This window comes from Primorskyibacter flagellatus (genome assembly GCF_014638275.1).
GTDB lineage: Bacteria > Pseudomonadota > Alphaproteobacteria > Rhodobacterales > Rhodobacteraceae > Pseudooceanicola > Pseudooceanicola flagellatus_A.
Map to the genome: position 1 here is coordinate 2708508 of NZ_BMFJ01000001.1, position 23070 is coordinate 2731577.

Here is a 23070-nt window from a genome sequence, read left to right on the forward strand (position 1 = left end):
GATTGACTCCGGATGAATTTCCGGCCGGAAGGGAGAGCATTGATGAGAAAAGAGATTTTTGCGGTTGCCGTGACATTGTCCGCCATAGGCCTGTCGGCAAGCGCCGATGAGGTGACGGATACGCTGCAGAGTTCGCTCAAGGCCTATGAGGAAGGCGACCTGCAGTATGCGCTGGAGGAACTGGAATACGCCAAGCAGCTGATGCTGTCGATGAAGACGGAAGCGCTGACCGTCTTCCTGCCAGAGGCACCCGACGGCTGGACCCGCGAGGTGAACACGGAAATGAACGCCGGGCTTGCCATGATGGGCGGCGGCGTCGGGGCGGAGGCGGAGTATTCCGGCGGCGGCGACAGCTTCACGATCACCATCCTTGCCGACAATCCAATGGTCGGTGCCATGGGCGCGATGATCACCAACGCCGCCGCTTACGGAGCAAAGGTGGAACGCGTGGGCCGCGAGAAGTTCATGGTGCAGGACGGCACGGTGCAGGGCCTGATCGACAACCGCATCCTCGTGAAGGCCGAGGGCGGGGATGTGGCAGAGATGCTGAAGGTCGTGGAGACCATCGACTTCCGCGAACTCGGCAGGTTCGGGAACTGATCCGGTGGCGCTGATCCCCGTCAATCCCTCGGGCGCGCCGGAAACGGAACGGCCAGACCCCGCGAAGGTGCTGGCGGGCGACCCCGTATTCACGACCTGGAACCTCGAGGACCGCGACGGACTTTACTGCGGCATCTGGGAATCGGCGCCGGGCAAATGGCGGATTTCCTACGACGAATGGGAATACTGCCGCATCCTCTCGGGCCGGTCCGTGATCGCGGAGGACGGCGGCGCGGCAGTGACCGTGACGGCGGGAGACAGTTTCGTCATCCCTCCGGGGTTCCGCGGGACGTGGGAGGTGCTGGAAACCACCCGGAAGGACTATGTGATCCGGCTATGACCGAGGTGTTCCGGCAGGCAGAGGAACGGGATGCAGCGGCCATTGCCGCGCTCTGGCATTCCGGGTGGATCGACGGGCACGGGCATTTTGCGCCGCCGTCGCTCTGGGCCGTGCGGACGGAGGAGTCGTTTCTCCTGCGGACCAACCGGCATCTGAGTCAGTTCCGGGTCGTCACCGGCGGCGACCGGCTGCTTGGCTTTCACCTGTGCAAGGGGGACGAGGTCAACCAGTTCTACCTTGCGCCGGAGGCCCGCGGTTCCGGTCTCGCCGGGCGGCTGATGACGGATGCGGAGACGCAGCAGCGCGCGGCCGGGCACAGCCTGATCTGGCTGGCCTGCGGGATCGGCAACGACCGCGCCCGGCGGTTCTACGAGAAAGCCGGGTGGCGCATGGCCGGCACCCGTCAGGTCGAGGCCGAAACGGCAGAGGATCCGGTTACGCTGGAGATCTGGCGGATGGAAAAGGACCTCGTCCCTTAGGGCACCGATGCGCCGTTCGCCCTGGTTGCTGGCAAACGGCCTCTTTTGGCAGGTGCCGGCCCGGTCAGTCGCGGGGACGGCGGCGCAGGGCCAACAGACCAAGCGCTCCGGCCAGAAGCGGCAGGCCCGCGGGAAGCGGAACGGCGGGGGCGGTGCCTCCGTTGCCGTTCTCTTCCTCCTCGACGAAGGGGGTCATCGTGCCGGAGAAGTAGGCGCATTCCAGTGCACGGTCATAGCTGGCCACAAGACCGCCATAGACCGAGTTGTAGGCCCACCAGGTGTTGTGGCAGGTGGCCGCGTTCGCAGTCAGGGTTTCATCCCCGGAATACAACCGGCTACCGTAGAAGCCGATGTAATCCAGGAACTGCGCGCCGGAGGTGTAGGCGCTGACGAACGTATTTCCGATGGTGTATCCGTGCTGTTGTAACGGACCGCTGTAGATGCCGATTTCGGTGATCGTGTTGTTGCTGAACTGGAAGCCGGTTCCCGTGTAATAGGAACTGAACCCGTAGTAGTTGGTGGTGGGATAGGTCGGCCCCGGACGGATCGCGAGGCTGCCCGGCGCCACCGAATATCCCGGCGCGCCATGGGCGGAACGGTCGAAGTCCACGGCGAGCCCGGAGGGGCTGAATACCAGTTCCAGGTCAAAGTCCACGATCGTCTTCGCAGTGAGGTCGAATTCGACAAACCCCTTCAGCGTGCTGCTGGTGTCGGGCGTCACGGAGACCCAGTCGAGGGAATATTTCGCGGTGGCGGACAGGGCAGGCTGGGCTGCGGCGACAAGGGCGGCGGCAATAAGGACAGTCTTCAAGGTCTTCTCCGGAATGCGTTATCCGGCGAAATCTCAATGCCGGTGCGAAACATACGCATCAGTTCGGAGACGGAGTCAAATCCGTTTCACATGCCTGTACACCTTTTGCGAAGAAACCTGTCCGGCGGAATCATGACTGTTGCCGAAGGGCGGACAATCCGACCGACAGACAGGAATTATTCAGAGCGGGATGACATTATGTTCAGGCCCGTACGGGAACCCTGTGATGTTCTCGTTCGCCTCTGCCGTGATGACAAGGATGTCATGTTCGCGATAGCCCCCTGCCCCGGGCATGCCCTGCGGCAGGGTCAGCATCGGCTCCATCGAGATGACCATTCCGGGCTCCAATACCGTGTCGATGTCCTCACGCAGTTCAAGTCCTGCCTCGCGCCCGTAGTAGTGGGACAGCACCCCGAAGGAATGACCGTATCCGAAAGTGCGGTACTGCAGCAGATCGCGTCCCGCGAAGAAGTCATTGATCGCATGGGTGACCCCGGCGCAGGAGGCACCGGGTTTCAGCAGACTCATCCCGAGTTCGTGGGCGGCGACATTGGCCTCCCATATCGCCAGCGAGGCCGGGTCGGGGTCACCCAGGAACAGGGTCCTCTCAAGCGCGGTGTAGTAACCCGAGATCATGGGAAAGGTGTTTAGGGACAGGATGTCGCCCGGTACCAGCCGCCGCGCGGTGACGGGATTATGAGCGCCGTCGGTGTTCAGCCCGGACTGGAACCAGACCCAGGTGTCGCGATATTCGGCGTCGGGAAAGCGCGCGGCGATCTCAAGCTCCATCGCGTCGCGTCCGGCCATGGCGATATCGATCTCGCGCGCGCCTTCGCGGATCACTGCGCGGATGGCTTCACCGCCGATGTCCGCCACCTGCGCGCCCTGCCGTATCAGGGCGATTTCGGCCGGGGACTTGTGCATCCGCTGACGCATGGTGGCCGGGGCGATATCGATCATGGCGAGGGGCGAGAGGAAGTCCTCCATCCTTTCGCGCTGCGTGACGGTCAGGTGGTCGCCCTCGTAGCCGATGACCTGCCGCTCCCCCGCGACATGGGCAACCGCGCGCCAGAAATTGTCCCGCGCCCAGTCAGTGTAGGTAAGGCTGTCGCCATGGCTCCTCCGCCCCGGCTGCCCGGCGTCGATCCCGGCACTGATGGTCACGCAGTCCGTCGCGGTCACGACCAGCGCGTAGGGCCGACCGAAGGCACAGTAGAGGAAGCCCGAGTGATAGGCGATATTGTGCATCGAGGTCAGGACGGCGGCGTGCAGGTTCTGTTCCGACAGGATGCGGCGCAGGCCCTTGAGGCGCGCTTCGTATTCGATTTCGGCAAAGGGCAGCGGGGCCTTGTCCCCGTTCACGATGCGGGAATGGGCTGGTCGGGTCATGGAGGTCTCCTGTTCGGCCCCGGCGTACAGGGCGGCAGTCCCGATACGGGAGGCCGGAGAGTCGGACGACGCCATCGTCCGGGCCATGGCCACCGCTAGCACGCGGTGCGGAGTCTGTGGAGCGGAATTTTCCGGTTGCACCGGCTGCACGGCGCAGGTCAGGTGTCGGCGGTTCCGCAAGGTTGAAAGGTCCGCCATGGTCAAGCTGAAGCGCGTCAATATTCCCGATAAGCTCGGGATGTTCTCCTCTCACTGGGATCCGCATGTCGTTGCGCAGTACAACGGCAATGACATCATGGTTGTGAAATTCGCCGGCGAGTTTCCGTTCCACAAACACGACGACAGCGACGACTTCTTCCTGATCCTGTCGGGGGAGGTGGTTCTGGACGGGGAAGACGGCGACTCCGTCACGCTTGGACCCGGCGAACTCTGCGTTGTGCCGAAGGGGATGATGCACCGGCCGCGCGCAAAGCAGGAAGCGCAGGTCCTGCTGATCGAACCCGCGGGAGAGCCTAACACCGGCGATCCGGCGACGGCGGCGAAGAAACCGCATATCTGACGGGGAAAAGGGGCGCTGCCCCTCGGCGCGTGCCGCGCCTCACCCCGGAGTATTTCCGGCAAGATGAAGCAGGGGACGGAATGAAGATCGGAGCGCGCAACCTGATTACCGACGTGCCGGGGCTGCGGGTCGGCAACGCAACGGACCCGTTGGTGAAGACCGGGGCGACGGTGATGGTGGCGGATGCGCCATTCACCGCCGGGGTGCATGTCATGGGCGGCGCACCCGGCACGCGGGAGACGGATCTGCTGGCGCCGGACAAGACGGTGGAACAGGTGGATGCACTTGTGCTGTCGGGCGGGTCGGCCTTCGGGCTCGACGCGGCCTCGGGCGTGGCAGACGGGCTTCGCGGGATGGGGCGCGGCTATGATGCCGGGGGGATCAGGGTGCCGATCGTGCCCGCGGCGATCCTGTTCGATTTACGCAACGGCGGCGACAAGGACTGGGCAGAAAACCCCTATCGCGATTTGGGACGCGCGGCGCTGGATGCGGCGGCAGAAAGGTTCGGCATCGGCACGGAGGGTGCCGGAACCGGCGCGAACACCGCCGGGCTGAAGGGCGGGCTGGGCTCCGCCTCGGTCGTGCTGCCATCGGGCGTGACCGTGGGAGCGCTGGTGGCGGTGAACGCCATCGGATCAGCCGTGGTCGGCGAGGGGCCGGAGTTCTGGGCGGCACCCTTCGAGGTCGGGGAGGAATTCGGCGGGCGCGGCCTGCCGACGGTCTGGCCGGACCCGCATGTCGCCGTCACCAAGCTCGGCACGCACCGGCACACCACCATCGGCATCGTCGCCACCGATGCGGCGCTGAGCCAGGCGCAGTGCACCCGCCTGGCCGTGGCGGCGCATGACGGCTATGCCCGCGCGCTGGTGCCAAGCCATACGCCGCACGACGGCGATCTGATCTTTGCCGCCGCGACGGGCGCGCACGTGCTGGATCAGCCGGCGCTCGATACCCTCGTGATCGGTCATGCGGCGGCGGTCTGCGTGTCGCGGGCCATCGCGCGGGCAGTCTTTGCCGCCACCCCGGCACCCGGCGATCCCTTTCCGACATGGGCACAGAGGTTCGGCTGAGGGGTGGCACTGGACAGCGCCTACGCTAAGTGGTCTGTCTGGGCCAACTCAACGGAGGCTGCCATGCTTGACCAAACCACCGATCTCAAATCCCTGCTCAAGGATCCCTCGCTGCTTGTCGAGGCCGCGTATCTGGCCGGAGAGTGGGTCCAGGGCGACGAGGGCACGTTCGACGTCACCAACCCGGCGCGTGGCGATGTCATCGCCAAGGTCGCGGACCTGAGCCGCAAGCAGATCGCCGATGCCATCGACAAGGCCTATGCCGCGCAGAAGGACTGGGCTGCCTGGACGGGCAAGGAGAGGGCCGCCGTGCTGCGGAAATGGTTTGACCTGATGATGGAAAATCAGGAGGATCTGGGGACCATTCTGACCGCCGAACAGGGCAAGCCGCTGGCCGAGGCGAAGGGCGAGATCGCCTATGGCGCCTCGTTCATCGAATTCTTCGCGGAAGAGGCCAAGCGGATTTATGGCGAGACGATCCCGGGCCATCAGCGCGACAAGCGGATCATGGTGCTGAAGCAGCCGATCGGTGTCGCGGCCTCGATCACGCCCTGGAACTTCCCGAACGCGATGATCACCCGCAAGGCCGCCCCGGCGCTGGCGGCGGGCTGTTCGTTTGTCGGGCGCCCGGCGAAGGAGACACCGCTGTCGGCCCTTGTCATGGGCGTGCTGGCTGAGCGTGCGGGGATCCCGAAGGGCGTGTTCTCCATCGTGACGTCGTCGAAGTCCTCCGACGCGGGCAAGGAGTTCTGCGAGAACCCCAAGGTGCGCAAGCTGACCTTCACCGGATCGACCGAGGTGGGGCGCATCCTTTTGCGGCAGGCTGCCGATCAGGTGATGAAATGCTCCATGGAGCTGGGCGGGAACGCGCCCTTCATCGTGTTCGACGACGCCGATCTGGATGCGTCGGTCGACGGCGCGATCATGTGCAAGTTCCGCAACAACGGGCAGACCTGTGTCTGCGCCAACCGGATTTACGTGCAGGCCGGGGTCTATGACGCCTTTGCGGAGAAGCTGAAGGCGAAGGTCGAGAAGATGAAGGTCGGCGACGGGCTGGAGGCCGGGACGGACCTTGGCCCGCTGATCAACTCCGACGCGATCGTGAAGGTGCAGGAGCATCTGGCGGATGCGACCTCCAAGGGGGCGAAGGTCATCCTCGGGGACGGTCAGCCGATGGAAGGCGCGGGGCACTACCTGTCGCCGACGATCATCACCGGCGTCACGCAGGAGATGCAGGTGGCCACGGACGAGACCTTCGGCCCGCTCGCGCCGCTGTTCAAGTTCGACACGGTCGATGACGTGATCGAAATGGCGAACGACACGATCTTCGGGCTGGCGTCCTATTTCTACGCCAAGGACCTGAGCCGCGTGTACAAGGTGGCCGAGGCGCTGGAATATGGCATCGTCGGGGTGAACACCGGTATCATCTCGACGGAGGTGGCCCCGTTCGGCGGCGTGAAGCAGTCGGGTCTGGGACGCGAGGGATCGCATCACGGGATCGAGGACTATCTGGAGATGAAGTACGTCTGCATGAGCGTCTGAGCCGTCTGAAGTCAAAAAATAGCGCCGCGCCCGATGCTGGTCGGGCGCGGCGTTTCGTTTGTGCGGGTGCGGCGCGGGCTGATCGCCCGCGCTGCCCTATGATTTCCGACGCCGGGCCGCCGCGTGCAGGTGGACCGCTGCGCAGCCGGCATAGGCCAGCAGCGCAAACAGGATCGCGCCGTCGAACCCCAGGGGCGCGGTCATCGCCAGCAGGACCGGCGTGCCAAGCAGGTTGCCGAGGTTGCCCATCTGCGCCAGCGCCCCGTTCGCGAGGGCCTGATCCGCCGGGTCGGGGTTTAGCTGCGGGATGGCGGTGAAACTCGCGCCCTGCACGAGGCCGAGGGCTCCGAAGACGAGGATCGGGGCGGCGAAGGCCGCAGGTGCCAGCCACATTACGACGAGGCCGAGGGAGGCGAGCGCGAGGCCGATCAGGACGATGCTGACCGCGGGCATCCGCCGCAGGAGCTGCGCGCCGAGGGTGAGGGAGACGAGGATCCCCGCCAGCGGCATCCAGAAGGTCAGGGTCGCGCGGGTTGTCTCGGGAAGGTAGGGCGGCAGCACCGTCAGCAGGGCGACGAAGGTCAGCGTGTAGAAGAACCAGCCAAGCGCCGGAGCGGCGATATGTGGCGAGGCGTAGATCCTCGGGTGCGCGGCAAGCAGACCCCTGAAGTCCGGCAGGGGCGCGTCCTTTCGCGGGATCAGCCCTTTCGGCAGGGCGAGGGCCAGCGCGACGGCGAAGATCACCATGATGGCGGCGTGGACCTGGAACAGCAGCGCGGGGCCATGAACACGGGCCAGCGGCGCGCCGATCCAGGCGACCAGCGCGAAGGTGACGCCGAAATAACTGCCCCAGAGGGTCATTGTGTAAGGCCGGTGACGTTCGGCGCTGAGCTGGGCGATCAGGGTCGGCAGGGCGACGACCAGCGCGATATGGCTGATGCCCTCCAGCGCGCGGGTCGCGATCATCAGCGGCAGCGGCAGCATGGCCGACTGGATGAGGGACAGGGCCGCGCCGATCAGCAGCCCTCCGGTCACCACGCGGCGCAGACCGATGCGCGCGACCAGCATGCCGGCCACAAGGCCGGTGAGCACCCCGGTCAGGGAAAGGATGGAGACGAGGAAGCCGAGGGAGGCACCGGCCTCCGGGTAGACCGCGGCAAGTTCGGGAAAGATGACGGAGACCTTGGCGAACTGCCCCGCCGCGCACATCCCGGCAAGAAGCAGCAGGGCAAGCAGCCCGAAGGGAGAGGTGTCGCGGGTCATGTCCCGGTCAGTGGCGCAATGCGCGGGCCGAGGCAAGTGGCCGGTTCCGGGCAGAGGGGTTGAAGCGGGCGCGATTCGCGTCAGTTCCCTCTTCATGAGACTGACCCTGATCGCCCCGCTTCTGATACTCGCGCTGCTGGCCGCCTGCGGGCGCGGCGTCCCCGACGATGCCCGCGTCGTCGTGGCCGGGGATTCCGTCATGGCCTGGAACCGGACCGGCGGGTCCTCTGTCGCCGATCAGCTGGCCGCGCGGATCGGGGAGCCGGTCGGCGATGTCTCCCTCCCCCTCGCGCGGGTGACGGGCGGGCGCGGGGCGCTGAACATTCCCGACCAGCTGTCGGGGGTCCGTGCCCAGTGGATCGTGCTGAACGGCGGGGCCAACGATCTGAGCGGGGGCTGCGACTGTTCCGCCTGCGGTCCGGTGCTGGACCGGCTGATCTCGGACGACGGGAGGCGCGGGGCGATCCCGGCACTGGTTGCGGACCTCAGGGCGCGGGGATCGCGGGTGATCTGGGCGGATTACTACACCGCGCCGCGCTATGCCGGGACCGCCTGCGAAGCGCCCTACCAGGTGCTCGAGACGCGGCTCGGACGCATGGCGGCCGCGGACCCGGGCGTGACCCTGGCGGACATGGACGACGTGTTCCGGTCCGACGACCTGTCGCTGTTCGCGTCGGACCGGGCCCACCCGTCGCCCGAAGGATCGGCGCGCATCGCGGCCCTCGTCGCGCCGCTGGTCACGCCCTGAGCAGTCCGGTCAGAACCCCAGTTCGCGCCTGATCGCCGCGCTGTCCGCACCCCGTGCCACCGGGTCACGCGGGGCGGGCGGGGTCGCGCCGTCGAACCGCGGCGCGGCGGCGGCCTGCAGGACCTCCCCGGTCCCGTGCCAGATGCCGCGTGCCGCTATATGCGGATCGGCGGCGGAGTCCGCCGGGGGCAGCACGGGGGCGACGCAGGCATCCAGCCCGTCGAACAGGGCGGCCCAGTGGTCGCGGGTCTGCGTGGCGAAAAGCTCCTCCAGCCGGGCCGCCAGTGCGGGCCACAGCGCCTTGTCGTTCTGGCGCAGGAAATCGGGATCCGCAGACAGGCCGAGCCTGTCGAGGAAGATGGCGTAGAACTTGCCTTCAAGCGCCTGCACAGCGACATAGCCGCCGTCGGCGCAGCGGTAGCTGCGGGACCAGTGCGGGCCGTCAAGCCGGCTCTTCCCCCGCTCCGTCACCGTGCCGCCGACCGAGGCCATGGACATCAGCAGGTTCATCATGTGGGCCGACCCGTCGACGATGGCCGCGTCGACGACGGTACCCTGCCCCGTCTCCTTCGCGCGCATCAGCCCGGCGAGCATGCCAATGACCAGATACAATGCGCCGCCACCGATATCGCCGACCAGCGTCGCCGGGGTCATCGGCGGCTGACCGGGCAGCGACCCATACCACAGCGCACCGGACAGGCCGATGTAGTTCAGGTCATGGCCGGCCAGCTTCGCGCGCGGACCGGTCTGGCCCCATCCCGTCATGCGCCCGTAGACCAGCTTCGGGTTGATCGCGGAGAGGTCTTCGGGGCCGAGACCGAGACGCTCCATCACCCCGGGGCGCATGCCCTCGATCAGTCCGTCGGCGGTGGCGATCAGGGCTTTGGCGACCTTCACGTCCTCCGGGTCCTTGAGGTCGAGCGTGATCGACCGCTTGCCCCGGTCCAGCGGATTGGCGGGCTGCGCTGCGCGGGCCTCGGGCGGGTCGGCGCGGTGGATGGTGATCACCTCCGCCCCCAGATCGGCGAGCGTCATGGCGGCGAAGGGGCCGGGGCCGATGCCCTCGATCTCGACGATACGGACGGATTGCAGCATGTTGGTCTCCTCTTCGCGGGTATTTGGGGTGAAACGGCGGCGGGGTGCAAGGCGGGGGAATGCGCAGCTTCCGGGTCGCGCGGGCCGGTCCGGGGCGGGCAGGATGCAGCCAAGTGTCCCAGGAGAACCGACATGACCTTCCAGATCGTCCCGATGCCGACCGACCTTGTCCGCGCGCTGCAGTCCGGCGCGCCCGATGCCAATGGCCAGCCTGCCGAACATGCGGTGTCCGACGGGGGTGCCAATCCCTGCCGCCACTGCCTGTGCAACATTCCCGAAGGACGGGGGATGCTGATCCTCGCGCATCGGCCGTTCGGTGCACTGCAACCCTATGCGGAATGCGGGCCGATCTTCCTCTGCGCCGACGCATGCGAGGCCTGGGACGGCGCGCCGGGGGAGATCCCGCCGATCCTGGGCACCAGCCCGGATTACCTTCTGAAGGGATACCTGCCGAGCGAACGCATCGCCTATGGCACCGGCGCAACCGTGCCCAAGACCGACATGGCCGCGCGCATCGACGGGATCTTCGAACGCGGGGACATCGCCTTTGTCGACATCCGTTCCGCCCGCAACAACTGCTTCCAGGCACGGGCGGTCCGGGCCTGACCCTGCGGCGGAGCGGATCATCCCCGGGACGTCACGTCATACCGGCGCGACGTCCCGCCGCTTGCCCGCTTCGACGGAATGCCGCATATTGCAGCGCAGCAGACGGCCCCGGAGGGGTCCCGCCAGTAAGACCGACAAGGATTTGCCCATGACCATCGAGGCCCCGGAAATCAAGATCGTGGACAGCCGCAAGATCGCCTGCGACGGCGGCGAGGGTGCGCTTGGCCATCCCCGTGTCTGGCTGACCATCCCGGAAGAGACCGGCTTTGTCGAATGCGGCTATTGCGACGCACGCTACGTGTTGCGCGGGTATGAATCGGCTGACGCCAAGGGCTGATACGGCCATTTCCTGAATACCATTCTGAAATCTGCGGCCGTCCCGGCGGAGATCCACTTGACTGCCGCAATTTTTTCAATCAAACGTTTGATTGAAAAATCACAGGACGACTCATGCTGTTCGTTGACCCCGATCCAGATGAAAGCCCCACGGCCAGCCGGCGACGGCGGGAAATCGCACTCGCCGCGCGGGCCGAGGTGATGGAGAAGGGATTCGAGGGGCTGCGCATGCGTTCGGTTGCGGACCGGGCCGGGATCAACGTCGCCACGCTCGATTACCACGCGGGCGGCAAGGACGGGCTGGTGGCGCTGATCGCCCGCTCCATCGCCGAGGATTTCCGGGCCCAGCATCTCAGCACCGACCGCAGCGGCATGACGGGGATCGAGGAACTGGCGCAGGAAATCCGCGACTTCCGCGAAATCCGCCTCGCCTATCCGGACATTCACCCGGTGATGGGCAGCCTCGCGCGGCGCTCCGTCTCGGACCCGGAGATCGCGCGTTACAGCGTGCCGATGAAACAGTTCTGGCATGACAAGCTGACGCAGATGGTCGCCCGCGGGATCGCGGACGGCACGGTGCGGGGGGACATCGACCCGGGCCTGACCGCGCGGCTGCTGATCTGGGCCATGGTCGGCCTCGGATCCCCGGAAAACGCCGGGCTCAGCTTTCCCGCGCACGCGACCGAACTTCTCAGGCTGGTTGCGACCGGCCCCGTTAACCATTTCACAGGAGACTTCAGATGAGTGCCATTGCCGACCCCCAGGCCGTTCCCGCAACGCCGCCGGAGGTGCACGAAAGCATCTCGGACCGGCAGAGATGGGCCGCCATGGTCACCATCCTGATCGCCCAGTTCATGAACCTGATCGACGTGACCATCGTGAACGTCGCCCTGCCGTCGATCCAGGCCGGAATGGGCGCGAGCGAGAGCCAGATCGAATGGATCGTTGCGGGCTATATCCTGGTCTTCGCGCTCGGCCTGATGCCCATGGGCCGGTACGGAGACATCGTCGGGCGCAAGCGCCTGTTCCTGTACGGCGTTGCGGGGTTCACCCTCGCCTCCGTGCTCTGCGGGATGGCGCAGGGCGTGGGGACACTGGTGGCGGCGCGCCTGCTTCAGGGGGCGGCCGGGGCGGTGATGATGCCGCAGGTCATGGCGATTGCGCAGAACCTCTTCGCGCCGGGTCAGCGCGCCGGAGCCTTCGCGCTGTTCGGGCTGACGGCGGGGCTGGCGACGGTTACGGGGCCCGTGCTGGGCGGAACGCTCATCACCGCCGACCTCTGGGGCATGACCTGGCGGCCGATCTTCCTCATCAACCTGCCCGTCGGCGTGATCTGCCTGATCGCGGGCGCCCGGCTGATCCCCGACCTGCCGGGAGATTCCCGCCTGCGCAACGACTGGGGCGGCATCGCGATCGCCGGGGCCGCCATGCTGGCACTGATTTTCCCGCTGGTGGAGGGACGCGCCTTCGGCTGGCCGCTCTGGTGCTTTGCGCTGATGGCGGCCTCGCTGCCGTTGTTCGTCGGGTTCTATCTCTGGGAACAGCGGCAGGCGCGGCTCGGGCGCCCGCAGGTGATCCCGGTCTCGCTTCTGACGACCTGGAACTTCGCGGTCGGCGGGATGACGGCTCTGGTCTTCTTCTCCGCCCTGCCCGCACTGTTCCTGGTGCTGGCGCTGTTCCTGCAGGTCGGCTTCGGACTGGACCCGCTGCAGTCGGGGCTGACGACCATGCCGTTCTCCGTCGGGGTGCTCTGCGGGTCGATCCTGTCGGGCCGGCTTGGCGTGCGCTGGCAAAGGCACCGTATCGTGGGCGGGCTGATGATGCTCTTCGTGGGCATCTTCTGGATGCGCGGCGTGATCCTTGGCACCGGGGACAGCTTTGACCACTGGTCGGTGCTGCCGCCGCTGGCGGTGGCGGGGGTGGGCCTGTCGCTGTCCATCGCGCCGCTGTTCCAGACCATCCTCGCCGGAGTTCCGGTGCGCGATGCGGGGGCGGGGTCCGGCGCGCTGCAGGCGATCCAGCAGGCCGGAGGCGCGCTTGGCGTCGCCGTGGTCAGCCAGATCTTCTTCTCGCGCCTCGCGGCAGAGACCGCCTCGGGCGCGGTGCAGACCGATGCCTTCGCCGGGGCCATGTCGACCGCGATGATCTACAACCTTTGCGCCTACGTCGTGGCGGCGGTCGGGGCGCTGATGCTGCGGGCCACGGTCTACGCGGATGCGCCGCCGCAGCCGGTGGTGGTGGAGTAACGGGGGCGCGGTCAACCTTCAAAGGAGCAGACATCATCCTCGGGCTCGACCCGAGGATGACAGCATCTCTCTACACCTCTTCCGCTCCCCCTCTTGCCGCGCTAGCCTGCCGGGACCCCTCCCGCACAGCCCCCCGCACAGGCCAGATGACCGCTTCCGACCTTCCCGTTCCGGCCCGCGACCGCCTGCGCACGATCTGCGTGCTCGGAATCGTCATGACCTTCTCATGGGGCAGCAGCTACTACCTGCCCGGCGTGTTCTTCGCCCCGATCGGTGCGGACACCGGATGGTCCCCGGCGCTGCTGTCGGCGGGCTTCTCTCTCGGCCTGCTCGCCTCGGGCACCGCCGCGCCGAAGGTGGGCAGCCTGATCCAGCGGCACGGAGGCCGGCGCGTCCTGGCCTGCGGCATGGCGCTGATCGGCTGCGGTCAGGTCCTGCTGGCACTGGCACAGCACCCCGTCCTCTACCTGCTGGCATGGATCGTCATGGGCGCGGGCATGGGCGCCGGGCTTTACGACGCGGCCTTCTCCGCCCTGGGGCGGCTCTACGGCCTCGGCGCGCGCTCAGCGATCACCGCCGTCACTCTTTTCGGAGGTCTGGCGAGCACGGTCTGCTGGCCGATCTCTGCCTCGCTGACCGAATGGCTGGGCTGGCGCGGGGCGCTGCTGGCCTATGCGGGGCTGCATGCGGCGGTGACGATCCCGCTCTGCCTCTACGGCCTGCCCCGAGCGGAGCAACCGCACCCGACCACATCGGCGGACACCGGAACGGCGGGTAGCCTGTTCCGGGACACACGCTTCTGGCTGCTGGCGCTGGCCGCGGCCTGCTATTCCACCATGGCGACGATCCTGACGGTAACGCTGATCCCGATCCTGACCGCGCAGGGGCTGACGCTGGCCGCCGCCGTCGGCCTCGGCGCGCTGTTCGGCCCGGCGCAGGTCGGCGCGCGCGTCCTGGAAATGGCAGGACGGGGGCGGCACCATCCGATCTGGACCATGGGGGTGTCGGCGACGGTGGCGTTCGGCGGGGTCGTCGCGCTCTGGCTCGGCCTGCCCGCGGCGCCCGCCATCATCGCCTTCGGGGCCGGCAACGGGCTCTGGTCCATCGCGCGCGGTGCGCTGCCGCTGGCGGTGTTCGGGGCACAGGACTATCCGCGCATCATGGGCCGGATCGCCCCGGCGGCGATGGTGTCCTCTGCCGCCGGGCCGTGGATCGCGGGGCTGGTAGTTGCGGAGTGGGGACCGGCGGGCACGCTTGGTCTGCTGGTGATCCTCGCCGCCCTGCCGCCGCTGCTGACCGTGGCTCTGGCGGTGCGGCTGCGCCGGGACTGAACGGCGTGCAAAACCGCGCTGGCGGCCCCTGCCCGATCATGGCACAACCTGACCCGTACCCGTGACCCGGAGGCCCCCATGACCCAATTCGGCAAAGGCTGCCACCTGCACCTGATCGACGGATCGGCCTTCATCTTCCGCGCCTATCACGCGCTGCCGCCGCTGACCCGCAAGTCCGACGGGCTGCCGATCGGCGCCGTCTCGGGCTTCTGCAACATGCTGCACCGCTACGTGGAGGGAAACACCGGCCCTGACGCGCCGACCCATGTGGCCGTCGTGTTCGACAAGGGGTCGCACACCTTCCGCAACGACATGTACGACCTCTACAAGGCCAACCGCGAGGCCATGCCCGAGGACCTGCGCCCGCAGATCCCGCTGACCCGCGAGGCGACGATCGCCTTCAACATCGCCTGCAAGGAGATGGAGGGCTACGAGGCCGACGACATCATCGCCACCCTCTCCTGCCAGGCGCGGGACGCGGGCGGTCGGGTGACGATCATCTCCTCCGACAAGGACCTGATGCAGCTGGTCGGCGACGGGGTTGAGATGCTGGATGCGATGAAGAACCTGCGTATCGACCGCGACGGCGTGTTCGAGAAATTCGGCGTCTTTCCCGACCGGGTCGTCGACGTGCAGGCGCTGGCCGGGGACTCGGTCGACAACGTGCCGGGCGCGCCTGGTATCGGGATCAAGACCGCCGCGCTGCTGATCAACGAATACGGCACGCTGGAGGAGCTTCTGGACCGCGCCGGGGAGATCAAGCAGCCCAAGCGACGCGAGACCTTGATCGAGAACCGCGCGCAGATCGAACTGTCCAAGAAGCTGGTCACGCTGGATTGCAACACCCCGCTCGACTTCACGCTGGACGACCTTGAGGTGAAGGACCCCGACCCGGACACCCTGCTGACCTTCCTCAACACGATGGAGTTCCGCACCCTCACCAAGCGCATCGCCGACCAGATGGGGGTGGAACCGCCCGCCCTGCCGGAGGTCAACGTGCAGGGCGGAGAGGACGCGCCGCAGGTGGTGGAGATGCCCGCCATCGACACGGCGACCTATGAGATGGTGACCAGCGCCGACCAGCTCTCCGTCTGGATCGGCCGTATCCGGGAACGCGGCTACGTGGCGCTGGACACGGAGACCACCGGTCTTGACGAGATGCGCGCCGATCTGGTCGGCGTCTGCCTGGCCACCGAACCGGGCCTCGCCTGCTACATCCCGCTGACCCACAAGTCCGGCGAGGGCGAGGGCCTCTTCGCCGACGACACGCTGGCCGAGGGGCAGATGCCGGAGGCGGAGGCGCTGGCGATGCTGAAGCCGGTGCTGGAGGACGACGCGATCCTCAAGATCGGCCAGAACATGAAATACGACGCGAAGATCCTGAAACGTTACGGGATCACCGTCGCCCCCTTCGACGACACCATGCTGATGAGCTACGCGCTGAACGCCGGGCTGCACCAGCACGGGATGGACGCGCTGGCCGACCGCTACCTGGGTCACAGCTGCATCCCGATCAAGGACCTGCTCGGGTCCGGCAAGTCGATGATCACCTTCGACAAAGTGCCGCTGGACAAGGCCACCGCCTATGCGGCCGAGGATGCGGACGTGACCCTGCGCCTCTGGCAGACGCTCAAGCCGCAGCTTCACGCGAAGAAGGTCACGACGGTCTACGAAACGCTGGAGCGCCCCCTCTCCCCCGTGCTGGCAGAGATGGAGATGCACGGTATCAAGGTCGACCGCGACACGCTCTCGCGCATGTCCAACGCCTTCGCGCAGAAGATGGCTGGGCTGGAGGCGGACATCCACGAACTGGCCGGGGAAAGCTTCAACGTCGGTTCGCCCAAGCAGCTTGGAGAGATCCTGTTCGACAAGATGGGACTGGAGGGCGGCAAGAAGGGCAAGACGGGGGCCTATGCCACCGGTGCCGACATCCTCGAAGATCTGGCGACCGAACATGAACTCCCGGCGCGCATCCTCGACTGGCGGCAGCTGTCCAAGCTGAAATCGACCTACACGGATGCGTTGCAGGACCATATCCACCCGGACTCGGGCCGCGTCCATACCTCCTACGTGCAGACGGGGGCGAACACCGGCCGCCTTGCCTCCACCGACCCGAACCTGCAGAACATCCCCGTGCGCAGCGAAGAGGGCCGCCGCATCCGCGAGGCCTTTGTCGCCCCGGAGGGGCGCGTCCTGCTATCCCTCGACTATTCCCAGATCGAACTCCGCATCCTTGCCCATATCGCCGACATCCCCGCGCTGAAACAGGCGTTCGAGGAGGGGCAGGACATCCACGCCGCCACCGCGTCAGAGATGTTCGGCGTGCCGCTTTCAGAGATGACCCCGGATGTGCGGCGGCAGGCGAAGGCGATCAACTTCGGAGTGATCTACGGCATCTCGGGCTTCGGTCTTGCCCGCAACCTCCGCATCCCGAGGGCGGAGGCGCAGGGCTTCATCGACCGCTACTTCGAACGCTTCCCCGGCATCCGCGACTACATGGATGCCACGACCGAATTCGGCAAATCTCACGGCTACGTCCAGACGCTCTTCGGCCGTCGCATCCATACGCCGGAAATCGACGCCAAGGGTCCCCGCGCCGGTTTCGCCCGCCGCGCCGCGATCAACGCGCCGATCCAGGGCACGGCCGCCGACATCATCCGCCGCGCCATGATCCGTATGCCGGACGCCATCGCCAAGCTGCCCGCGAAGATGCTGCTGCAGGTCCACGACGAACTGGTCTTCGAAGTCGATGAAAACGCGGTCGAGGATGTGACCAATGCCGCCCGCGCGGTCATGGAAAATGCCGCCGCCCCTGCAGTGAAGATCGACGTCCCGCTGGTCGTCGACGCCGGCCACGGAAAAAACTGGGCCGAAGCGCACTAGTCGTCCCTCCCGTTTTCATCTTGCCGGAAATATCCCGGGGGAGCCCGAAGGGCGGGGGCAGCGCCCCCTCCCACCTCAGCTGTTTGCACATTCCTTGGGACTGGGAACGATGTACCAACAGGCCGCTGCGTTTCGCGTCGGGGGCACTGCAAACAACCTGACTGGGCCCCCTCCGCCCTCACTCTCCGTAGGGCACCCAGACCGTCTTGATCTCCGTCGCGTGGTCGAGGAATGCGCGCCCCTCGCCCTCCGGCCCGGTCCAGTCGCGTGCGCGGGCGTTATTCACCCAGGTCCGCTTGAGGTTCCCGGCGCTCTTCGCCTCGATCTCCCGCGACAGGTCGGTGGAGGAGAAGCTCCAGACCGCCTCCACATCCAGATGCGACGCCATCGTGCCGGCCAGCTCCGCATGGGACCCGGTGACGATGTTGACCACGCCGCCGGGCACGTCCGATGTCTCGAGCACCTGGTAGAAATCCGTCGCCGCCAGCGGGAAGGGTTCGGAGGGCACCAGCACCACGCGGTTGCCCATGGCAATCGCGGGCGCCATGACCGAGACCAGCCCAAGCAGGGGTGCCTCGTCCGGGCAGAGCGCGCCGATCACGCCGACGGGCTCGCGCACCGCCAGGGCCATGCCCCGGATCGGGACGGAGCGGAGGTCCCCGGCGTATTTGTCGGCCCAGGCGGCATAGGTGAAGAGCCGGGCAATGGTCTGCTGAACCTCCGTCTTTCCTCCCTTTCCGCCAACCATTGCGTCGATCCGAGCGGCGAACTCCGCGGCGCGGGCCTCGAGGTTCTCCGCGATGTAGTAGAGGATCTGCGCGCGCAGGTGCCCGGTTGTCCCGGACCAGCCTTTTGCGCCCTGCGCGGCCTCAACCGCGTTGCGGATGTCCTTGCGGTTGCCGGTGCCGACATGGCCCAGCAACCCGCCCGAGGGGCTGAAGACGGCCTTCGAATATCCCCCGTCCGGACGCGCCTGCTTGCCGCCGACGAACAGCTTGGCGGTGCGGTCCAACCCCTCGCCAAGCGCGTCGACCTTGCCCGACATCGCCGCAACGGGCTTCAGCGCCTTCGGCTTTCCAGCGGGTTTCAGATAGGCCGACAGCCCCTCCCAACCGCCTTCGCGTCCGAACCCGGACTCGCGGACCCCGCCGAATCCCGCGGCGGCGTCGAACATGTTGGTGCCGTTGACCCAGACAACGCCCGCAACCAGCCGGGGCGCGACGCCGAGCGCGAGGTTGATGTTCTCTGTCCAGACCGAGGCCGCGAGGCCGTAGCGCGTGTTGTTCGCCAGCGCCACGGCTTCGTCCGGCGTGCGGAAGGTGCAGGAAACGAGGATGGGGCCGAAGATCTCCTCCTGCATCAGCCGGTCCGCGGGGGCGAGGCCGGTGATCAGCGTGGGCGGATAAAAGCAGCCCTCCGGCAGGTCGCAGGCGGCGCGGTAGACCTCGCCTCCCGATCCCTCGACCAGCGCCCGGATGGTGTCGAGCTGCACGGGATCGACCACCGCGCCGACGTCGATGCATTTGTCCAGCGGATTGCCGACGCGCAGCCTGTCCATGCGCGCCTTCAGCTTGGCGATGAACCGCTCCGCGACGCCTTCCTGCACCAGCAGGCGGGACCCGGCACAGCAGACCTGACCCTGGTTGAACCAGATGGCATCGACCAGCCCCTCGACCGCTGAATCCAGATCGGCGTCGTCAAAGACGATGTAGGGCCCCTTGCCGCCCAGTTCGAGCGTGAGCGACTTGCCCTGTCCCGCCGTCGCCTCGCGGATCTTGCGCCCGACCTCGGTCGATCCGGTGAAGGCGACCTTGTCGACGCCCTCATGCGCGACGATCATCTCGCCGACCCGCCCGTCGCCGGTCACGATGTTCACTACACCCTTCGGCACCCCCGCCTGACGGCAGATGTCGGCGAAGCACAGTGCTGTCAGCGAGGTGTATTCGGCCGGTTTCAGAACAACCGTGTTCCCGGCGGCAATCGCGGGAGCGACCTTCCACGCCAGCATCAGCAGGGGAAAGTTCCACGGGATCACCTGCCCGCAGACGCCAAGCGGTTCCATCCCCGGCGCCTCCGCGTCGATCAGCTGGGCCAGCCCGGCGTGATAGTAGAAATGCCGCGCGACAAGCGGCACGTCGATGTCGCGGCTCTCCCGGATCGGCTTGCCGTTGTCCATCGTTTCCAACACCGCCAGCAGACGCGCGTGTTTCTGCACCAGCCGCGCCAGCGCATACAGCACCCGCGCGCGTCCCGGCCCGCCCAGCTTCGCCCACCGGGGCTGCGCCCTGCGCGCGGCCTTCACTGCCGCATCAACATCCTTTGCCGAGCCCTGCGTGAGATGGGCCAGCACCTCGCCGGTGGCGGGATTGCGGCTTTCGAAGGTCTCTCCGACCTCTGTCCAGTCGCCGCCGATGAAATGACCGAAGCGGTCGCCCTGATCGACCAGCCAGGCAAGCGCCTCCGCCGCGCTCTCGGGGGCAGGGCCGTAGTCCATCGACTCGAAAATCTCTTTCACGCCCATGTCCGATCCCCCTTCATCTTGCCCGAAATACTCAAATCCTCAGCCCGCCGCATGGCGCCACCCCGCGGAATAGGCGCCGCTCACGTGGTGTTCCAGCTGCCGCTCGATATCGCCCAGAAGCGACGAGGCGCCGAAGCGGAAGAGGTCGGGGCGGAGCCAGCGGTCGCCGAGTTCCTCCTTCAGCAGCGACAGGTAGACCAGCGCGTCCTTCGCCTTGGAGATCCCGCCCGCGGGCTTGTAGCCGATGCGGTAGCCGGTGCGGTCGTGGTAATCGCGGATCGCCCGGATCATGACGAGGCTGACCGGAAGGGTGGCATTGACCGTCTCCTTGCCGGTGGAGGTCTTGATGAAATCCGCCCCGGCCATCATGCAGACCAGAGAGGCGCGGGCGACGTTGCGCAGGGTGCCGAGTTCACCGGTCGCAAGGATCGCCTTCACATGCGCCTCTCCGCAGGCGGCGCGGAACTCGCGCATCTCGTCATACAGGGTCTGCCAGTTGCCCTCCAGCACGTGGCGGCGCGAGATCACGATGTCGATCTCCTCCGCCCCGGCCTTCACGCTTTCGCCGATCTCGGCCACCCGCAGGTGAAAGGGGGACAGGCCCGCCGGGAAGCCGGTGGAAACGGCCGCGACCGGGATGCCCGATCCCTGTAATGCGGCGACGGCGGCCGGGACCATCTCGTGATAGACGCAGACCGCGCCGGTGGTGAGACCGCTCACGCCGAGCCGGTCCAGCAGGTCCGCGCGCACCGGCTGGCGGGCCTTTGCGCAAAGCCGCCGGACGCGGGCCTCCGTATCGTCGCCGGACAGGGTCGTCAGGTCGATCAGGGTGATCGCGCGCAGCAGCCAGGCGGCCTGGTAATCCTTCTTGACGGACCGGCGGCCCGGCAGGGTGGCACAGCGGCGTTCGATCGCCGAGGTGTTGGCCTGTGCGCCCATCACCCAGTCCATGTCGAGCTCCATGCCGGGATTGCGCGCCTCCACCGTCTGGGGCAGCTGCGCCGTCGGGCTGTCCACCTTCGTCTGCATCCGCTCCTCCCTCGGGTTGGCTGGCGGCACGGTGGCACGGGCGCGCGCGGCAATGCAAGCGCGCCGCAGGGGAAGGGGCGCGGGCCGGCGGCCTGGGGTGTTGCGCCGAGGGCGGTCTGTGTTCCCTTCACGTGTCTTCGTCCTCCTCGCGGGTCCTTCCCCCCTCACAGGTCTTCGTCCCCCTCACCCTGCCCTCACCGCCGCGGGGGTGAGGGAAACCCGTCGCGCCTATGTGGACCATCCCGCGATGCGTCATCCCCTTGCCCGACCCGGGGATCTCTGCCTCCACAGTCAGTCCCGGCAAGCAACCGCCCGAGAAATCCCCGCCGCACAGCACATCACCGCCCCTAGATGCGAACCGTTCTCATTTCTGTTGACAAACTTGCGAACCATTCGCATCTTCTCCCCAAGAACCGGAAAACCGCCAGAATCAGAGAGATCATGCCCCTCACCCGCCGCCATTTGCTCGCCTCCGCCACCGCCGCCGCGTTGCTGCCCCGTGCCGCCCTGTCGGCAGAGGGGCTGTCCGTGGTCGCCACGACCGGCATGATCGCGGATGCAGCCACGGCCATCCTGGGGGAGGCGGGCACCGTGAATGCCCTCATGGGTGCCGGGGTCGATCCGCACAGCTTCCGGCAGACCCGCAGCGACATCGTGGCGATGACGCGGGCGGAGCTGACGCTCTGGCACGGGCTCTACCTCGAGGCGCAGATGGAGGAATTCCTCACCGCGCTCGCCCGCAAGAACACTGTGGTGGCGGTGGCCGACACGCTCGACCGCGACCGTCTGCTTTCGCACGCCGACTACGAGGGGCGGTTCGATCCGCACGTCTGGATGGCGCCCGAGCTGTGGTCGGACGTGGTCACCGCGATCTCCGCCGCGCTGCAGGATGCCCGGCCGGACCTCGCCGCGACCTTTCAGGCCCGGACGGTGGACTATCAGACCACCATCGCCCGCTTGCACGACTACGCCCGCACCGCCATCGCGTCGGTCCCGGAAGAGGCGCGCGTTCTCGTCACGGCGCATGACGCGTTCAGCTACTTCGGTCGCGCCTACGGGATGGAGGTGCTGGGCATCCAGGGTATCTCCACCGAATCCGAGGCCGGGCTGAACCGCATCCGCGACCTGGTTGACACGCTGGTGGAGCGGAAGATCAGCGCGGTCTTCGTGGAGACGTCCGTCTCAGACCGCAACATGCGGGCGCTGATCGAAGGCGCGGCGTCGCGCGGGCACGAGGTCAGGATCGGCGGAGAGCTCTTCTCGGACGCCATGGGGGAACCCGGCACCTACGAGGGGACTTATCCCGGCATGATCGACCACAACGTCACGACCATCGCAGGCGCGCTCGGCGGCACGGTCCCGGCGCGGGGCATGGACGGGAAACTGGCCGCGGGACTGTGATGACGACGGATCCGACGCCAGCGGCGAAAGCCGCCCCCCTGACCGTGCGCGGGCTGACCGTGTCCTATGGCGCGGCCCCGGCGGTGTTCTCTGCCGACATGACCGTCGCACCCGGCGCGATGACCGCGATCATCGGACCGAACGGAGCGGGCAAGTCGACCCTGCTGAAGGCCGTGCTCGGCATCGTGCCGCGCCTTTCCGGGCAGGTCGAGGTCTTCGGCCAGCCGTTCGATACGCAGCGCGCCCGCATCGCCTATGTGCCGCAGCGCGCCTCCGTCGACTGGGATTTCCCGACCCGGGTGATCGACGTGGTCCAGATGGGGCTCTACCGGCAGCTTGGCCTTCTGGGGCGGGTGACGGGGCGACACCGGCAGCTGGCGCTGGACTGCCTCGCGCGGGTCGGGATGGCGGACTTCGCCACGCGGCAGATCGGCCAGCTTTCGGGTGGCCAGCAGCAACGGGTCTTCCTGGCACGGGCCCTGGCGCAGGGGGCGGACCTGTACCTGCTGGACGAACCCTTCGCGGGGGTGGACGCGGCGACGGAGAAGGCGATCATCGACGTGCTCAAGTCTCTGAAAGCAGAGGGCAAGACGATCCTCGCCGTGCATCACGACCTGTCGACCGTGCCGGACTATTTCGACCGGGTCTTCATCATCAACAAGTCCCCGGTGGCCGAGGGTGCGGTGGCGCAGGCCTTCACGCAGGACGCGCTGCAACGCGCCTATGGCGGGCGGCTGGCTGCGGGGCTGCTGGACCAGCTTTTCCCGCAGGCGCAGACCGCCGTGCCCCCGGCCTTCCCGGCGCGGCCGGCGTGACTGTCG

21 protein-coding genes are annotated in these 23070 nt (G+C 67.3%); 15 read left to right on the plus strand and 6 right to left on the minus strand.

Annotation, left to right across the window (positions count from 1 at the left end; all coding sequences use genetic code 11):
* Window positions 1–42 precede the first annotated feature (42 nt).
* From IEV87_RS13395 to IEV87_RS13405, 3 genes are read left to right on the plus strand one after another with little or no spacing between them, the layout of a single operon-like run.
* Window positions 43–600 (plus strand): hypothetical protein, encoded by a 558-nt coding sequence (locus tag IEV87_RS13395; protein ID WP_188478159.1) that lies wholly within the window; start codon window positions 43–45, stop codon window positions 598–600.
* A gap of 4 nt (window positions 601–604) precedes the next feature.
* Window positions 605–940 (plus strand): cupin domain-containing protein, encoded by a 336-nt coding sequence (locus tag IEV87_RS13400; protein WP_188478160.1) that lies wholly within the window; start codon window positions 605–607, stop codon window positions 938–940.
* Window positions 937–1419, plus strand: coding sequence for a GNAT family N-acetyltransferase (locus IEV87_RS13405; RefSeq protein ID WP_188478161.1), 483 nt, complete (start codon window positions 937–939; stop codon window positions 1417–1419). The genes IEV87_RS13400 and IEV87_RS13405 overlap by 4 nt, the downstream gene beginning before the upstream one ends.
* Window positions 1420–1483: 64 nt before the next feature.
* Here the strand turns inward: IEV87_RS13405 and IEV87_RS13410 are convergent, their stop codons facing one another.
* Window positions 1484–2230: a hypothetical protein gene (locus IEV87_RS13410; protein WP_188478162.1), complete on the minus strand. Its 747-nt coding sequence runs from the start codon at window positions 2228–2230 to the stop codon at window positions 1484–1486.
* A 180-nt stretch (window positions 2231–2410) separates the two neighbouring features.
* Window positions 2411–3619 carry an aminopeptidase P family protein gene (locus IEV87_RS13415; RefSeq protein ID WP_188478163.1) on the minus strand — a complete coding sequence of 403 codons (1209 nt, stop codon included), beginning with the start codon at window positions 3617–3619 and terminating at the stop codon, window positions 2411–2413.
* A 196-nt stretch (window positions 3620–3815) separates the two neighbouring features.
* On the opposite strand from IEV87_RS13415, the gene IEV87_RS13420 reads away from it, so the two are divergent.
* The 3 genes from IEV87_RS13420 to IEV87_RS13430 all read left to right on the plus strand — a co-directional run bounded on the left by IEV87_RS13420 (window position 3816) and on the right by IEV87_RS13430 (window position 6790).
* On the plus strand, window positions 3816–4178 hold the full coding sequence (locus IEV87_RS13420; protein WP_373284043.1) for a cupin domain-containing protein: 363 nt from the start codon (window positions 3816–3818) through the stop codon (window positions 4176–4178).
* Between the two features lie 80 nt (window positions 4179–4258).
* Complete coding sequence (locus IEV87_RS13425; protein WP_188478164.1) at window positions 4259–5248, plus strand: P1 family peptidase; 990 nt, start codon at window positions 4259–4261, stop codon at window positions 5246–5248.
* Window positions 5249–5311: 63 nt separating this feature from the next.
* A complete protein-coding gene (locus IEV87_RS13430; protein WP_188478165.1) occupies window positions 5312–6790 on the plus strand; it encodes an NAD-dependent succinate-semialdehyde dehydrogenase in 1479 nt (492 codons plus the stop codon).
* A gap of 96 nt (window positions 6791–6886) precedes the next feature.
* Here IEV87_RS13430 and IEV87_RS13435 read toward each other — a convergent pair whose 3' ends face one another.
* On the minus strand, window positions 6887–8053 hold the full coding sequence (locus IEV87_RS13435) for an MFS transporter (RefSeq protein WP_188478166.1): 1167 nt from the start codon (window positions 8051–8053) through the stop codon (window positions 6887–6889).
* A gap of 94 nt (window positions 8054–8147) precedes the next feature.
* Here IEV87_RS13435 and IEV87_RS13440 point away from each other — a divergent pair, with 94 nt between their 5' ends.
* A complete protein-coding gene (locus IEV87_RS13440; RefSeq protein ID WP_188478167.1) occupies window positions 8148–8801 on the plus strand; it encodes an SGNH/GDSL hydrolase family protein in 654 nt (217 codons plus the stop codon).
* Between the two features lie 9 nt (window positions 8802–8810).
* Here IEV87_RS13440 and IEV87_RS13445 read toward each other — a convergent pair whose 3' ends face one another.
* Window positions 8811–9896 carry a CaiB/BaiF CoA transferase family protein gene (locus tag IEV87_RS13445; protein ID WP_188478168.1) on the minus strand — a complete coding sequence of 362 codons (1086 nt, stop codon included), beginning with the start codon at window positions 9894–9896 and terminating at the stop codon, window positions 8811–8813.
* 132 nt (window positions 9897–10028) lie between these two features.
* Here IEV87_RS13445 and IEV87_RS13450 point away from each other — a divergent pair, with 132 nt between their 5' ends.
* The 6 genes from IEV87_RS13450 to polA all read left to right on the plus strand — a co-directional run bounded on the left by IEV87_RS13450 (window position 10029) and on the right by polA (window position 17298).
* Window positions 10029–10502 (plus strand): DUF1203 domain-containing protein, encoded by a 474-nt coding sequence (locus IEV87_RS13450; protein WP_188478169.1) that lies wholly within the window; start codon window positions 10029–10031, stop codon window positions 10500–10502.
* A 148-nt stretch (window positions 10503–10650) separates the two neighbouring features.
* Window positions 10651–10839 (plus strand): zinc-finger domain-containing protein, encoded by a 189-nt coding sequence (locus IEV87_RS13455; RefSeq protein ID WP_188478170.1) that lies wholly within the window; start codon window positions 10651–10653, stop codon window positions 10837–10839.
* Window positions 10840–10952: 113 nt separating this feature from the next.
* Window positions 10953–11582 (plus strand): TetR/AcrR family transcriptional regulator, encoded by a 630-nt coding sequence (locus tag IEV87_RS13460; RefSeq protein WP_188478171.1) that lies wholly within the window; start codon window positions 10953–10955, stop codon window positions 11580–11582.
* Window positions 11579–13084, plus strand: coding sequence for an MFS transporter (locus tag IEV87_RS13465; RefSeq protein WP_188478172.1), 1506 nt, complete (start codon window positions 11579–11581; stop codon window positions 13082–13084). Before IEV87_RS13460 ends, IEV87_RS13465 begins: the two co-directional genes overlap by 4 nt.
* Before the next feature lie 146 nt (window positions 13085–13230).
* Window positions 13231–14415 carry an MFS transporter gene (locus tag IEV87_RS13470; RefSeq protein WP_188478173.1) on the plus strand — a complete coding sequence of 395 codons (1185 nt, stop codon included), beginning with the start codon at window positions 13231–13233 and terminating at the stop codon, window positions 14413–14415.
* Between the two features lie 78 nt (window positions 14416–14493).
* The gene (polA, locus tag IEV87_RS13475) at window positions 14494–17298 is read left to right on the plus strand and encodes a DNA polymerase I (RefSeq protein ID WP_188478174.1); all 2805 of its coding nucleotides are present in this window, start codon (window positions 14494–14496) and stop codon (window positions 17296–17298) included.
* A 178-nt stretch (window positions 17299–17476) separates the two neighbouring features.
* Here polA and IEV87_RS13480 read toward each other — a convergent pair whose 3' ends face one another.
* Window positions 17477–19819, minus strand: a complete 2343-nt coding sequence (locus tag IEV87_RS13480; protein WP_188478175.1) for an aldehyde dehydrogenase family protein — start codon at window positions 19817–19819, stop codon at window positions 17477–17479.
* 39 nt (window positions 19820–19858) lie between these two features.
* Window positions 19859–20848: a deoxyribose-phosphate aldolase gene (gene deoC, locus IEV87_RS13485; protein WP_188478176.1), complete on the minus strand. Its 990-nt coding sequence runs from the start codon at window positions 20846–20848 to the stop codon at window positions 19859–19861.
* Window positions 20849–21289: 441 nt separating this feature from the next.
* Between deoC and IEV87_RS13490 the strand changes: the two genes are divergently transcribed.
* Window positions 21290–22249 carry a metal ABC transporter solute-binding protein, Zn/Mn family gene (locus IEV87_RS13490; RefSeq protein WP_188478177.1) on the plus strand — a complete coding sequence of 320 codons (960 nt, stop codon included), beginning with the start codon at window positions 21290–21292 and terminating at the stop codon, window positions 22247–22249.
* On the plus strand, window positions 22249–23064 hold the full coding sequence (locus IEV87_RS13495; protein WP_188478178.1) for a metal ABC transporter ATP-binding protein: 816 nt from the start codon (window positions 22249–22251) through the stop codon (window positions 23062–23064). Before IEV87_RS13490 ends, IEV87_RS13495 begins: the two co-directional genes overlap by 1 nt.
* The last annotated feature ends 6 nt before the right edge of the window (window positions 23065–23070 follow it).